This is a genomic window from Acetobacter oeni (assembly GCF_011516825.1).
In the GTDB taxonomy this organism is placed as follows: domain Bacteria; phylum Pseudomonadota; class Alphaproteobacteria; order Acetobacterales; family Acetobacteraceae; genus Acetobacter; species Acetobacter oeni.
Genome location: NZ_WOTA01000002.1, coordinates 1 through 13,238 on the forward strand (window position 1 = coordinate 1; position 13,238 = coordinate 13,238).

The window sequence follows — 13,238 nt, forward strand, 5'->3', positions numbered from 1 at the left end:
TCACGAAGGATGTCGAGACAACAATCTCGTCATCCTGCGCATGGTTGATGATTGCCCATATCCGCAGAGTTCTGCGAAAAATCAATCAAACCGCTTTCTGATTCAGGCTCTTAGATATCTACTCATGCTTAACAAAAAGCTCCTCTTTCTGCGACCGTTACGCGATTTTTACCCATAACTCGCCGCCAGTCCCATTGTGATCTGGAATCTAGACTTTCGCAATGACCGGGATATGTTTACAGAGACCGTCACATATAGTTGAGTGAACGGCAGGAAACATCGTTTAGGCATTCCAAAGCGGCTATACTGCTCCGCCCCCTGAACTGCCTGTCAGCTCAGTAATATGGAACCAGACAGGCGGCAGTCGCCTCGTGGCTGTCTTTCATCTCACCTGTAACTTATTGCCAAAGCAGAAATTGAATGGCTCACCGCTAGAGAACAGAAAGATAAACAGTAAATTCCGTTAGGTTGGCCGGCCACAGATTATTTCTTATCTTTCCCATAGTCTATTATTTTACTTCATATTTACTGTGGCACGATCAGGTTCTGTGTGAACGAGAGGTGTGAGTATCAGACGATCTTGAAAAAACGCATCAGAAATTAGCTAAATTCCTTTTTTCACTGCAGATGGAACAACATGTGCCATAGCAGCGATAGCGTCTCGTGCCATGGCGCTAAATGCCTTGTCATTAGCAGCCTCGCGTCGGACAAGGTCGTGATAGATTGCTCGCCGAGCGGCGAGCGGGATGTCTGTCCTCAACACTTTGGAATAAATGCTCATTAGGTATTTTAGCCGATCTCCACGCTGTTCTATTAAAGCTGGCCGATCAAGGTCTAAGATGGCCTTTGTTGATTCGCCTGCGACTGTGCCACGTGGAACCGCAAAAGCTCCCAGAAAAACAATGTGAAGTTCTGGATCTGTATTATATGGATCGATGATTTGATTCGCGTTTGGATCTAAATTAGATTTATTTTGATTGCAGACCTCGCATGCTAAAGTTAGATTAGTCCATACGACAGTCTTCGATAGTTCTAATGATTTCGGCATAATATGCTCGACGTCGCCATGATGAATATGTTGCAGCTTACTCTCACAATAAGCACATTTATTGTTTGTCTCAGCTACTAATGCTGCCTTGATATCCGGATGTCGATAACGTGTTTTCTCAGTTTGAGTGGGCTCCGTGTTGGCAGCTGCTTTATCTAATAGTAGCTGGGTCCATTCCGCCTCATAGTCCACGAGAATTTGGGGCTTTGCTGATTTTTCTAGCGGTATCATGTTTGTCTTGCAACCTGGCTCAGCGCTTCAGGATAAAACTCCTCAAGCCCCGCTTCTTGAAGCCGTTGGCGGAGTTCACCGATGCTGGCTTCGGTTAGATCATTAATTCGGAAATCCAACGCTATTCGGTGCAATTCTTCTTCTGCCCACATTGGCATGGTGACAGGAACTCCCAAGGCCTCTCTAAGAATGTCACTTGCCGTTCCGGCCCGACTGAATTGATCAAGCAATAACGAGCTAACGGTACGCACGTCTCGACTTGACTCTACATCGTATCGCAAAACGTATACGAAAGCGTCTTTTACCGATGAAACTACAAATGGACTATGTGTGGCTATGATAAACTGAGCACATGGAAACGCGGTTACAAGACTCTGTATTATACTTCGTTGCATCGATGGATGCAGATGATTTTCTGGTTCGTCGAGAACGACTGTAAATTCTGACTTTCCCCTCGAATAGAGAAAAATCTGCCATACCAAATCTATTAAGGACATGATCCCGCCCGAGGAAGCATCCAAAACAAATTCGCCAGATACCGTAACTAATATTATGTCTGGAATTTTAACAATTAATCTCTGAAAGCCAAGGCTTTCAGGTAATACAACACGAAGCGCATCTTCAAAATCGCAAAATGTTTTTTCTAGTTCGGGATTGCCTGCCAGGTTTCTATTCCCAGGCCCGAATGTAGCCATCGATATGATAGCTTCTTTCATTCTATAGGTAGCACTGTACTGGGTATAGCCGGAATTATATCTCTGAAGTGTTTCTTGATGATACTGCTGGTATGCTTGCTGAGCGCCTATTGACGAAGTTGGAATATTTGTAACGGGCTGATAGCCCACAACAGGCCGGTGGGAACCTATAAATAGGCCTTCTACCGCTCGCTGTCGCGCAATTTGGACTTGATAAGTCGCGCCGCCGGAAGTGGGAACGCTAAGAACTGCCTCTTGGCCATCAGAGTAATTCAAATTACCAATTGGCGTTACAGTGGCCCGCCCTCCAACTTGTTGCGGAGTAGCAGGTATCTCCTCATCATCCCAGTCACGATACCAATAGCGAGAGGTTCCGCTTGCGTCGCGGCGAGGAGTGCCGAGAAGGGACGTCGCCCATCCAAAATGTTGCGATAGTATCCTCAGAAGCGTACTTTTGCCGGCTCCGTTAGCACCAGTGATAATCGTGACCCTCGAATGGAACTCGAGATCCACCTCATTAAACTGGCGCCAATGAGAAACCGTGAGCTTCGTAAACTTCATATCTGGCCGTTCCAGTCGCAAAAAAAGCGCGTCGTTAGGGACAGGCTGCCGCACGCTGCTCGTGCGATACAATCTGTTCGAAGAACATAATTGGGTCAATTGAATTTGGATGAATGGCTGCTTTGCTTATGTCTGTCGCCATAAGCCGACCAGCTGCCCCCCCCCCAACCCAGACATCACGTTACAAGATTGTCTTTCGGGTCAGGGGCATCCTGCCCCTGCTCACCTAGCCCCACGTCCAGCCTCACCTCGTCGTCCAGCGTCTTCCCTCTGGCGAGCCTGCGCCCGACTGCCTCAATGAACCCGTCATACCGCTCCCGCCCCTTGCTCTGCGCTGCGGCAAGGGCCGCATCCGGCAACGGCGGCGTACTGGTCAGCCAGAACCGGACGAACACGGCCAGAGACTCGTTGGCGATCGTCACCCGTCGCTCCATGCGCTCCAACTGCCGCGTCATCCGGTCGAGCCGCCGGGCGAGCGCCGCTTCCAGCCGTTCGGGCCCGTCTGGTGACAGGAAGGACGCCAGCGCCGTCTCCACGATCAGCGCCTGCGATACCTTCTTCCGGGCGGCGTAATCGGCTAGCCTGACACTGAGATCGGCGGGTAGCCGGATCGTGTGTTTGATCCGCATCCTGGTCATAGCCCCATCCTGTCGCCGGGATCGAGCGACACCTGCCGCGCGAGAGCCCGCTCCGCGTGTCGCAGGATTTGCCCCCGCGTCGCGTCATCTTCGGGCTCATCCTCGGGTGGGTCGAATTCATGGACCGGCTTCCTCGGCGCCTGCACCACCTCTTCCTGTTCCGGCAGTTCCGGCTCACGACGGATGCCCGCATTGGCCGGGTCGTCGTCTCCGTTATCCTGTGTCGCCGGCTGCACCACGTCGGCCCAGTCGCCCGACGGCTGCGGTCCGAGGGGCGGCGTTCCCTCTGGAGACGGCGGCGGCTCGAATCGGGGTGGCGGGAGAATGCGCGCGGCCAGTTCGGCATCCTCGAAATAGCGCGCCTTGCGTCCCCGGATCGGCGGGCAACCAGACACCAGCACCAGTTCCTCGTCAGGGGGAAGCTGCATGATCTCGCCGGGCGTGAGCAAGGGCCGTGCCGTCTCATGGCGCGTCACCATCAGATGCCCGAGCCACGGCGACAGACGATGCCCGGCATAGTTTTTTGCGTCGCGGATCTCGGTCGCGGTGCCGAGCGCGTCCGAAACCCGTTTGGCGGTTCGTTCATCGTTGGTCGCGAAGCTGACCCGGACATGGCAGTTGTCGAGGATCGAATTATTCTGGCCATAGGCTTTCTCGATCTGGTTCAGGCTCTGGCCGATCAGGAAGCTCTTGATGCCGTAGCCCGCCATGAAGGCCAGCGCGCTCTCGAAGAAATCCAGCCGCCCCAGCGCCGGAAACTCGTCGAGCATCAATAGCAGGCGATGGCGCCGCTTCGCCTCCAGTTCCTCGGTCAACCGGCGGCCGATCTGATTCAGCACCAGCCGCACCAGCGGCTTGGTGCGGCTGATATCCGAGGGCGGCACCACCAGATACAACGTTGCCGGATGGGTGCCGGCGACAAGGTCGCGGATCCGCCAGTCGCAGCGGCGCGTCACATGCGCCACGACCGGATCGCGATAGAGGCCAAGGAACGACATGGCGGTGGACAGCACGCCCGAGCGCTCATTGTCGCTCTTGTTGAGCAGTTCTCTCGCCGAACTGGCGACTACCGGATGCACGCCCTTCGCCCCGAGATGGGGCGTGGTCATCATGGCGCGCAGTGTGGTCTCGATCGCCCGTTTCGGGTCGGAGAGGAAATTGGCCACCCCGGCCAGGGTCTTGTCTTCCTCGGCATAGAGGACATGCAGAATGGTGCCGACCAGCAGGGCGTGGCTGGTCTTTTCCCAGTGGTTCCGCTTCTCAAGGGCGCCCTCGGGATCGACCAGCACGTCGGCGATGTTCTGCACGTCGCGGACTTCCCGCTCGCCGCGCCGGACCTCCAGCAGCGGATTGTAGGCGGCGCTGGCAGGGTTGGTCGGATCGAACAGCAGCACCCGACCAAAGCGGGAGCGCCAGCCGGCGGTCAGCGTCCAGTTCTCGCCCTTGATGTCATGGACGATGACGGAGCCCGGCCAGGTCAGCAGCGTCGGCACCACCAGTCCCACCCCCTTGCCCGAGCGGGTGGGCGCAAAGCACAGCACATGCTCCGGCCCGTCATGGCGGAGATAGGTATCAGCCGAACGGCCTAGCACCACGCCATCGGGCGCGAGCAATCCGGCGCGCCGGATCTCGCGCGGGTCGGCCCAATGCGCTGAACCATAAGTGGTGGCGCGTTTCTTCTCGCGGGCACGCCACACGGACATCGTGATCGCGACGATCACAGCAACAATCCCACCTGAGCCCGCAATGTAACCGCCGATGGTGAAGATGTCCGGAGCGTATGCGTCGTAGGCGAACCACCACCAGAAGAACTCCGGCGGATAATAGACCGGCCAGCCGAGCAGCGTGAACCACGGAGCACCAAGCTGCGTCTGGAAGCCGAGCCGCCATGCAGTCCACTGCGTCGCGGCCCAGGAGAAGGCGAGGATCACGGTGCTTACCGCACACACCGAGCCCCAGAGGATCTTGGTCTGGTTCATGACAGGAACCGACCAAACGGCTCGCTTCGCCAGCGTTCAAGATCTAATTATGACGTCTCGGGCCGCCGGATAGGCGCGGACAATAAACGGACGGCCTGCCTGTCCGCCTGCACGGCGGCAAGAATATCGAGAATCGTGCGCCTGCTGACGCCGCTTCGCTCGCCCTGTTCCAGCAACTCGACAAGCGTGCGCTCATCTTGGCGAGTGGCCGGATAACAGGTCGATGGCACCTTATTTCGCCCTGTCATGCTGAGAAACTCCGATCGCCTTGTCGTCGCATGTGGAGAAGAACCCGGTACGGTAAAAATGCCTCCGCCTGATGATCGCCTCCACGTTCTGATCGTCGTGATGGCGGCGAAGTTCATTGTCACTGGCGACGGCTGCGCGCGATCCTATGGGAAACCCCTGATTTTATGAGTCGAACACCTGCGGCAGATCCCGTGCGCCATGAAGCACACGGACGATGCGTACCTCGTCGGCCAGTTCACGGTAGAACAGCAGGTAGCGGCCGTGAACAATGACCCTCAATCCGGGACTGATCTCATCGCGCGCCGGAAAGCTCCCCGGATGCTCAGCCGCAACGGCGGCCTTCGCTTCTAGCTCGGCAACGAAACTCATGGCCCGATCGGGATTGTCTTCGGCGATATAGAGCGCAATCTCCAGAAGGTCGGCACGCGCTGCCGGAGCGAAGCCGAGCCGTTTCATCCCTGCGCGCGACGGCGAGCGATCACGTCACGCAATTCGGCGAAGACGGTCTCGGCCGGGATGCTCGACCCGCTCTCGTCGCCCATCCTGATCGCCTCGCGCAAGGTGTCGAGATCGCGGCGGTCGGTATCGCGCCGGCGCATCCATTCGCGCAATGCCTCCCGCACCACCTCGCTGGTCGAGGCATATTCGCCGCCATCGACGGACTGGCGCAGAGTCGCCGCCATCTCGGACGGCACGGTGATGGTTATACGTTCGATTGTGGACATAAGGCGGCTCCTCCCAAGCGAGCATATTTTATCATACTTATGAAGCACCCGCTTTGTCAGCCGAAAACCCGCAGGCGAGCCAGCCGACATCAAATCCCGAGCCCGCGCTTACGCCCGAAATTCCAGTCGACACCGCCGCCCGGCGACATAGTGCCGGAGATCTGCCGCCCGAGCTTCTGCTCCAGCGCCGGACGCCACGGCACGAGCTGGAAGCCCAGCCCGTCATCGACCATGGCGAACCGCCCCGAGGACAGGGCCACCCGCTGGCGATAGACCCCCGAGACGATCTCGCCTTCCTTCGCGGGCCGGTGTTCCAACCCGGTCTGCGCTGCCAATCTGGCGACCGCCTGATCGAGATCGCGCTGGCGCAGGGTACCGATCAGGTCGGGTGCAAACACCACACGCTCGCCCTGCCGCCGGACCAGCCCCTCGGAGGCGAGATGATCAATTCGTTGCGCCATCGCCGCGCGGACCTCCGCGCCGAAGCCCCCATTGGCTAGTGCCGGCTCTTTGGCGAGTAACTGGCGATCGAGCCAGGTTGCACCGGGTGCCGTCACCTGCTCGGCCAGCGTGAAGTCCGAACGCGTCGCCAACGACAGACGCTGCATGCCCTTCGTGTCTTCCCAACTCCGGGTCTCGACAATCGCGCCGATCCTGGCATCGCCGGTCAGGTCCAGATCAGGGAAGCGGACATGATGCGTCCGCCCATCGGTGCCGGCGATCACCACGTAACCGGAGCCCTTGAGTTCATCATCCAGTCCGCGCTCGACCAGCCGACCAAGAACGGGATCGGCCAGCGTCTCGCCATGGATCGCGAAACCCGCGACATCGGGTTCCGCCCCGCGGCCGGACATAGCGCGGTGCATGGTTTTGATGATGTCGCCCCGGATGGAAAGATCGCGCAGGGTCGCCTCCAGCCCCGGCTTGAGGGTCCAGCGTGCCACCCCGACCCGTTCGGCGAGGCCAAGCCCCTCCAGCTTGGTCGCCCGGCCGACCAGCAGGCGCCGCAGTTCCGGGTCTTCGGCACCCGCTCCCGGCCGCAGATCGACGATACCTCCGCCCTCGTCGCTGAGATCCTGCAACGCGCGATCGAGGCTGGTCCAGCGGTCGGCGGCAATCTCGCTCTCCAGGGCGGTGCGGATTTCCAGCTCGCTGCGCGGACCCAGTTCCAGCGTCACCCGTTCGGCGGCGCGGTCGCGCACGCCCTGGCTGATATAGGCACGACTGATCACCAGATCCTTGCCGTCATCGGCCGCCCCACGCACCAGGATATGGACATGCGGATTGTCCGTGTTCCAGTGATCCACCCCGACCCAGTCCAGCTTTGTGCCCAGGTCGCGCTCCATGTCCTGCATCAGTTCGCGCGCGAAGCCCCGCAGATCCTCCATCCGCGCTGCGTCCTCGGGCGAGACGATGAAGCGGAAATGGTGCCGGTCGTCTTCACAACGTTCCGCGAAGGCCTTGCTGTCCGCTTCGTCGGACCCGGCATCGAACAGATGGGCCCTGGCACCGTCACGGGTGACGCCCTCGCGCCTGAGGTAGGCGATGTGCCGGGAGAGCGGTGCGGAACGAAAGCGCGTGCCCTGCTGACGAACAACGCGCGCCTTGACCACGACCCGACGGGCATTGCTGCGCAGCCGCATGGACAGCGCCGCGCGTCGGCCGCGTCCGAAACGGGAACCACCGCCGCCTCCCCTGCCCTTCGCACCGAACCGGGTGCCGGTATGACCGGCCTTCTTCGCGGCCCGCATGACCTCACCGACGAAGGATTTCGGTCGTGCGCCCTGATTGCCATGCTGGATGCGTCCGGGCCGGACAGTCAGACTGTCATCGCGCGTCGCCATGGCCGGCTCTCCGCATCGATTTACGCCTGACGGCGCCCGGATCGTTGAAAAGATTAGGAAAATGGCACGGGCCGCCGCAGGCGGTGCGTGGTGAGAGGACAAATTCCCCAATCAAACCAACCACATGCAGCCCCGAACGGGCGCTGCTTTTACCTTGCCGTCCTTCCCTCCGTTGCCAGCCTCCCCCCAGCGCCCCCTCCCAAAGGCACCCATGGCCCGCCAACGCCCGATGGACCGGAACGGGGGTCATCGACGTGCTTCCCCATGCCCTGAGGCGATGAACAGCCCGACCGACTGCGGTGCGAGTGCCGTCCAGTCTGTCGGGCGAGCGTCATCGGCATGCACCGGATCATGCGCGCTCTCGCCATGCCGAGGGGCATTTCCTGTGCGCAGGAATGACGCCGGAAAGAGTGAAGATCTCTGCCAGGACGGTGTCTCCGAAGCACCGATCACGATGTCATCGGCAGGCGGAAGAGCCAGCCGCGCGCTGACCGATGCAACGTAATCCCGCGTCTCGGCAGGCAGTGGTCGGCCGGTTGCGAGATGCTCGTCATAGCGCGCGGGACCGGCATTATAAGCAGCCAGAAATCCGGCTTCGCCATAGCGATCCCGCATCCAGCGCAGATAGGTCGCACCAGCCAGAATGTTGTCACGCGGGTCGAACGGATCGTCGCCGAGGCCGAGCGACGTACGCAGGCTGGCCCATGTTCCGGGCATCACCTGCATGAGCCCCATCGCACCCGCCGACGACACGGCATGCGCATCGCCCCTGCTCTCCGCGTGCAGCACGGCAGCAATCCATGAGGCCGGAATCTGCGCGCGCGTGGCGGCTTCCGCGATCATGTCGGCGTAGGGATCGGCAACCGCATTATGCGTCGGCACCGTCAATGAAACGACGGCCGGAAGCACGACACCGAGCAGACGGAGCGCCGCCTTACCGCCGGTCATCACGCTTCACCGGGCGGCTCCAGACCAGATGGAAGGCACGCCCCTGACGATCGGACTGGAACAGATTGGCGCGGATCGGCTGCGCCAGCATGGGGTCGTCGAGAACCAGCGAGAGATAGGTGCCCGCCTTCTCGCCGGTGCGTTTCCAGGCCGCGCCGACCTCTGGTCCGGCATCGGCGTCACCGAGATGGACGCGATAATCGGGCGCATGCTCGGCGTCCGACGATGTCGCCGGCACGATCGTTAGTTCGACGTCGAGGGCGAGCGTGCGCAGCCGACCGGCGAAGCCGTCAGCCGTGCGTGTAAAAGTTCCGATCTGGGCCATGTCAGCCTCGTTTCTGCTTGGGGGTGGGAGACATCGGTGACGGCACGAGCCACAGCGGCTGCGCGCGGCCGAGCACCGCAGCGACCGGCAGGATGCCGAAATAGCGACCGTCAAGACTGGTCGGGACTGCTGCGTTCATGACGAAAATCTGGCCGGGCAGGACGTGCCGACAGCCTTGCCAGATCGGCAGCGGACGACCGCGATGATCGTAGGCGAGTGCCTCGCCAAGCGCCTTGCCGTCGACCGAAACAGCAGTACCGATCCGGCAGACCAATTGCCCCGGCAGTGCGGCAACCGGCTTGAGCAGCGGCACACCGAGGGGCAGATAGCCGCCGTGCGCCAGCATCGTGGCAATGTCGGCCGGTGGTCGGATCGCGATCAGGTCGTCGACATGCAGGGTGCTTACCGATTGCAGGCGATACAATCCGACCGGTGTACTGGCGGTGGCATTCCAGATCAGCCGGGGCGCCGGATGAATCGCCACTGACGTGCCAACACCGAGTATTGCGAAATACGTGGTGAAGAACCAACCAAGGCGCGTCATGACACCGCCCTCCGGCGCAGCCAGGCCTGATGGCGGTCGCGCGTGTAGGAGCGTGCCGCCTGCCCGGAGAGCATCCGATTGTGCAGATGCCGCCAATGCTCGGGCGCCACGTCGACGGGGTCGATGCCGATAGCTTCGATACGATCGACAGCTTCGAGCACCAGACGGACCTTCGGCCAACCGCTCTGGCGCAACAGGCTCTCCCCGCCGGGGCGCACGAACGGCACCGTCTGATACGGCTCGCCGGGACGGGTGACGCGCACGATGTCGATGCAGGACACCACCGTGCCGTAATCGTTCGCTGCCCAGCGCAGGAAGGCGAATACGGTGTCCGGCGGAAAGCTCAGTATCCGCCGACGACGATCGAGAATCTGCTCATGGGCGACAGAGCCGAAGCGGATCCAGTGCTCGATGCGCTTCTCGATCCAGGTCAGTTCGACATGAGCGAGGGTGTCGGTCATGGCACATCTCCAGCAGTATCGGGGAACTCGCGGGCCAGCAGCGCGCGCAGCATGTCGGCGACCGTGATGCCGCGCTGGAACGCCGCGACCTTGAGCCGCGCGCGCAGCGCCGGCGTGACGTCGATGGTCAGCCGGGCGGTAAAGCGGTTGATGGTCGAAGGCTTGTCCGGCGCCCTGACCCAGCGTTCGGGATCGGCGGGACGCGCCGCGAAGCCGGGCGGCGTGCGACGTTCCGTCATGGCGAAATTCCTTCGCCGAGCGGCAGCACGGAGGCGATGCGGTCGCGCGCCTTTTGCGCCATGACAGGATCGATCTCGCAGCCGACATAGCGCCGACCGGCGAGCCGGCAGGCGACACCGGCCGCGCCCGAGCCGGCGAACCAGTCGCCCACCAGGCCACCTGGTGGGCAGCTCGTGCGGATCAGGATCTCCAGTAGGGCTACCGGCTTCTCGGTGGGATGGATGGCGCGCCCATGCGCATTGCGGACCGGAATCACGGAGCGCATCAGGCGCGGGCCGCCATCCTCGCTCACGTAATGGCCGGCATCGATCCGGCCCATGTGGGGCGGCCGGTGTCTCCGCCTTACCGTGCGCGCCCGCGCATCGGACGTGGTGGGAACAACATTGTAGACGGCGCGCCAGGGCGTATCGTCGCGATAGAACTGGACGATCAGTTCATGCACGCGGCGGAAGCGATCGGCATGGAAGCTGGAACCGTTCTGCTTCTCCCAGACCAGTTCCTGAGCATATTTCCAGCCCGCATTCCGAAATGCCGCGTTGGATGCGAGAAAGCTCCGCAGGGAGCCGAAGACCCAGAGCGAGCCGCTCGGTTTCAGGGCGGCGAGTGCCTTGCCGGGCCAGTCCGCCACGCGCCGGTCCCAGGCGAGCGACGTATCGCCATAGGGCGGGTCGACCAGGATCATGTCGTAGGGGCCGTGCCAGGGCATCAGGAGCGCGCTGTCGCCGGTCAGGAGGGTCATGGCACCAGCCCCCCGATCTCGGCCGTCAGGGCGGCGATTTCGCGGGCGGCAATCCCGTGCGGGCGCAGGTCGCAGACCAGGCGGCCGGTGCGCGCGGCGTCGGCGAAAGCAACCCGCTGGCCGATCCGCGCCGCTAGAGCGGCAGGCTCATGCCCCATCAGCGCCAGCCGGGTTTCGCGGGCGATGACCGTGCGCGCGGCGCAGCGGTTGAGCACGAAGCGGGCCAGCAGGCCGGGACGGAAGAAGCGCGCGTCCTCCAGCAGCCGCAGCATCTCGGCCGAAGCCCATCCGTCGAACGGCGAAGGCTGCGCGGGAATCAGCACCAGGTCGGCAGCCAGCAGAGCGGAGCGCAATAATGCCGCCACCCGAGGCGGACCGTCGATGACGACGTGATCCACCCCCTGAGCTAGTTGGGGCGCCTCGTGGTGGAGTGTGTCGCGTGCCAGCCCGATCACGCCGAACAGCCGGGGCAGTCCTTCCCGCGCGCGCTGCGCCGACCAGTCCAGCGCCGAACCCTGCGGATCGGCGTCGATGACCGTCACGCGCTGGCCTTCCCGAGCCCATTGGCCGGCGAGATGCAGCGCCAGAGTCGTCTTGCCGACGCCGCCCTTCTGGTTGAGGAAAGCCACGATCATGGCCCCTCTCCGGGGGTTTTCCACGGATCGGCAGGGGGGCCAACATCCTTAAAGTTAGACTCTTTTAAGTTAGAATCTAAGTTAAGGGCGTCGTAACCAATTGATTCAATGTCATGATTCGGCGTTTTCCGCAAACGATAGCACGGATGCCGTGGCAGTGATGGCACGGATAAATCCACAACTGATAGCACGGATGAACTCACAGCTTGTCCACAGACGCCTGTGGATAATTTGACAGGTGCAAAGGCCAGCGTGTCATTGCCGTTGCGGTCGGGACGCACCGACAGCCGATAGCCGGCAAAGGGCTGCCGCTTCGCCATGTCGCGCAGTTCGAAGGCAAAGCGCCGATAGGGGGAAAGACTGGCGGATTTTTCGTAGAGATGGCGCAGGCCGAAGGCCCAGCCCGCACGCTGGCGACCGCCATGCTTGCGCACGATGCGATAGAGCCAGCGCTCCAGACCGCCGGTGAGGCCAAAATAGGCCGGGTCGATGGTCAGCACGAGCGCGTCATCGAGAACCGCCTGGTAGAACCAGTCGGGCAGGATCAGTTCGATCACGCGGGTGCGCCCTTCCCGCGCGGTATGCCGTTTCCATTCGTTGATCCAGGAAAAGCGGTGCAGTTGCCCCTTGCCGGTCTGCCGCAGCGACGTCTTGATCGTGGTGGATTGCAGCCGGTCGAAGGCCGCTTCCAGCCGCTCATAGTCCCGCGCGCTGTCGCCCCGACCGATGAAGGTCAGGATCTCGCGCGGGCTGGCCACCATCAGCCGCGACGTGCGCCGACCGGCGTCACGCGCGGCAACGAGATGGCTGGCGGCCCAGATCAGCACGTCAGCATCCCAGATCGTGGCCATGCCATGTTCGGCAGACGCCTCGACCCGGATGGTGACGTCCGGGGTCCGGTAATCGATCGGGACCATGCGGGGGGATTTGGCGAGGCTGAAGAACGGAAACGCCATCAGATCCTGTGCGTCACGAGGAGCGAAATCTCCCGCGATAGCGTGGAAGAGTTCCAGTTGCTCGCGCTCGGAGCGCGCCCTGCCGGGCGGAGGCATCAGCGACGGCTCCCGCGTGATGTCGGCGGAATCAGCGGACTTTGCCGCGCGGCCGCCGGCACGACGCCGGCAGTGGTGTCCGAGGTATGGGCGCGGGCACCACTCTCGACCCAGGCCTGCAACTCATCCACCCGATAGACCACGCGGCCACCGAGCTTCGAGTAGCGCGGTCCGGTGCCGTAGATCCGGTGTTTCTCCAGTGTGCGAATAGATAGTCCGACGAAGCGCGAGGCGTCGGGCGTGCGCAGATAGCGCGGCGGCAGATCGCTGTAATTGGCGGACATGAGGTGGCTCCGTGGTCGCTGGCTGGGGCCGCGGGACAGA

The 13,238-nt window shown here is 61.7% G+C and carries 18 protein-coding genes and 1 pseudogene; 2 read left to right on the forward strand and 17 right to left on the reverse strand.

The window, feature by feature from the left end:
• Positions 1-101 (forward strand): annotated as a pseudogene (locus GOB90_RS01250) (IS5/IS1182 family transposase); the annotation flags it as partial.
• A gap of 503 nt (positions 102-604) precedes the next feature.
• On the opposite strand, the gene GOB90_RS01255 reads toward GOB90_RS01250, so the two are convergent.
• The 5 genes from GOB90_RS01255 to GOB90_RS01275 all read right to left on the reverse strand — a co-directional run bounded on the left by GOB90_RS01255 (position 605) and on the right by GOB90_RS01275 (position 5,400).
• On the reverse strand, positions 605-1,279 hold the full coding sequence (locus tag GOB90_RS01255; protein ID WP_146892836.1) for an HNH endonuclease: 675 nt from the start codon (positions 1,277-1,279) through the stop codon (positions 605-607).
• Positions 1,276-2,535: an AAA family ATPase gene (locus GOB90_RS01260; protein WP_146892838.1), complete on the reverse strand. Its 1,260-nt coding sequence runs from the start codon at positions 2,533-2,535 to the stop codon at positions 1,276-1,278. Before GOB90_RS01260 ends, GOB90_RS01255 begins: the two co-directional genes overlap by 4 nt.
• Before the next feature lie 176 nt (positions 2,536-2,711).
• Entirely contained in the window at positions 2,712-3,164 is a 453-nt protein-coding gene (locus tag GOB90_RS01265; RefSeq protein ID WP_173571179.1) for a CopG family transcriptional regulator, read from the reverse strand.
• 5 nt (positions 3,165-3,169) lie between these two features.
• Positions 3,170-5,152: a conjugal transfer protein TraG gene (locus tag GOB90_RS01270; protein ID WP_146892843.1), complete on the reverse strand. Its 1,983-nt coding sequence runs from the start codon at positions 5,150-5,152 to the stop codon at positions 3,170-3,172.
• A gap of 47 nt (positions 5,153-5,199) precedes the next feature.
• The gene (locus GOB90_RS01275) at positions 5,200-5,400 is read right to left on the reverse strand and encodes a hypothetical protein (protein ID WP_146892845.1); all 201 of its coding nucleotides are present in this window, start codon (positions 5,398-5,400) and stop codon (positions 5,200-5,202) included.
• Here GOB90_RS01275 and GOB90_RS18920 point away from each other — a divergent pair.
• Positions 5,399-5,569, forward strand: coding sequence for a hypothetical protein (locus GOB90_RS18920; RefSeq protein ID WP_206752460.1), 171 nt, complete (start codon positions 5,399-5,401; stop codon positions 5,567-5,569). The two genes, GOB90_RS01275 and GOB90_RS18920, sit on opposite strands and share 2 nt — an antisense overlap.
• On the opposite strand, the gene GOB90_RS01280 is transcribed toward GOB90_RS18920, so the two are convergent.
• From GOB90_RS01280 to GOB90_RS01335, 12 genes are all read right to left on the reverse strand, one after another.
• The gene (locus GOB90_RS01280; protein ID WP_146892847.1) at positions 5,564-5,857 is read right to left on the reverse strand and encodes a type II toxin-antitoxin system RelE/ParE family toxin; all 294 of its coding nucleotides are present in this window, start codon (positions 5,855-5,857) and stop codon (positions 5,564-5,566) included. The two genes, GOB90_RS18920 and GOB90_RS01280, sit on opposite strands and share 6 nt — an antisense overlap.
• A complete protein-coding gene (locus GOB90_RS01285; RefSeq protein ID WP_146892849.1) occupies positions 5,854-6,126 on the reverse strand; it encodes a ribbon-helix-helix domain-containing protein in 273 nt (90 codons plus the stop codon). The genes GOB90_RS01280 and GOB90_RS01285 overlap by 4 nt, the downstream gene beginning before the upstream one ends.
• A gap of 89 nt (positions 6,127-6,215) precedes the next feature.
• On the reverse strand, positions 6,216-7,970 hold the full coding sequence (locus GOB90_RS01290; protein ID WP_146892851.1) for a relaxase/mobilization nuclease domain-containing protein: 1,755 nt from the start codon (positions 7,968-7,970) through the stop codon (positions 6,216-6,218).
• A 246-nt stretch (positions 7,971-8,216) separates the two neighbouring features.
• Positions 8,217-8,918 (reverse strand): lytic transglycosylase domain-containing protein, encoded by a 702-nt coding sequence (locus GOB90_RS01295; protein WP_003618774.1) that lies wholly within the window; start codon positions 8,916-8,918, stop codon positions 8,217-8,219.
• Positions 8,905-9,243: a DUF736 domain-containing protein gene (locus GOB90_RS01300; protein ID WP_003618772.1), complete on the reverse strand. Its 339-nt coding sequence runs from the start codon at positions 9,241-9,243 to the stop codon at positions 8,905-8,907. Before GOB90_RS01300 ends, GOB90_RS01295 begins: the two co-directional genes overlap by 14 nt.
• A gap of 1 nt (position 9,244) precedes the next feature.
• The gene (locus tag GOB90_RS01305) at positions 9,245-9,787 is read right to left on the reverse strand and encodes a S26 family signal peptidase (RefSeq protein ID WP_003618770.1); all 543 of its coding nucleotides are present in this window, start codon (positions 9,785-9,787) and stop codon (positions 9,245-9,247) included.
• On the reverse strand, positions 9,784-10,248 hold the full coding sequence (locus GOB90_RS01310) for a DUF2840 domain-containing protein (protein WP_048858930.1): 465 nt from the start codon (positions 10,246-10,248) through the stop codon (positions 9,784-9,786). The genes GOB90_RS01305 and GOB90_RS01310 overlap by 4 nt, the downstream gene beginning before the upstream one ends.
• The gene (locus tag GOB90_RS01315; RefSeq protein ID WP_003618765.1) at positions 10,245-10,487 is read right to left on the reverse strand and encodes a ribbon-helix-helix protein; all 243 of its coding nucleotides are present in this window, start codon (positions 10,485-10,487) and stop codon (positions 10,245-10,247) included. Before GOB90_RS01315 ends, GOB90_RS01310 begins: the two co-directional genes overlap by 4 nt.
• Positions 10,484-11,227 (reverse strand): DNA-methyltransferase, encoded by a 744-nt coding sequence (locus GOB90_RS01320; protein WP_003618763.1) that lies wholly within the window; start codon positions 11,225-11,227, stop codon positions 10,484-10,486. Before GOB90_RS01320 ends, GOB90_RS01315 begins: the two co-directional genes overlap by 4 nt.
• The gene (gene parA, locus GOB90_RS01325; RefSeq protein WP_003618761.1) at positions 11,224-11,862 is read right to left on the reverse strand and encodes a ParA family partition ATPase; all 639 of its coding nucleotides are present in this window, start codon (positions 11,860-11,862) and stop codon (positions 11,224-11,226) included. Before parA ends, GOB90_RS01320 begins: the two co-directional genes overlap by 4 nt.
• Positions 11,859-12,914 carry a replication initiator protein A gene (locus tag GOB90_RS01330; protein WP_048858929.1) on the reverse strand — a complete coding sequence of 352 codons (1,056 nt, stop codon included), beginning with the start codon at positions 12,912-12,914 and terminating at the stop codon, positions 11,859-11,861. The genes parA and GOB90_RS01330 overlap by 4 nt, the downstream gene beginning before the upstream one ends.
• Positions 12,914-13,198 carry a helix-turn-helix transcriptional regulator gene (locus tag GOB90_RS01335; protein ID WP_003618758.1) on the reverse strand — a complete coding sequence of 95 codons (285 nt, stop codon included), beginning with the start codon at positions 13,196-13,198 and terminating at the stop codon, positions 12,914-12,916. The genes GOB90_RS01330 and GOB90_RS01335 overlap by 1 nt, the downstream gene beginning before the upstream one ends.
• Positions 13,199-13,238 lie beyond the last annotated feature (40 nt).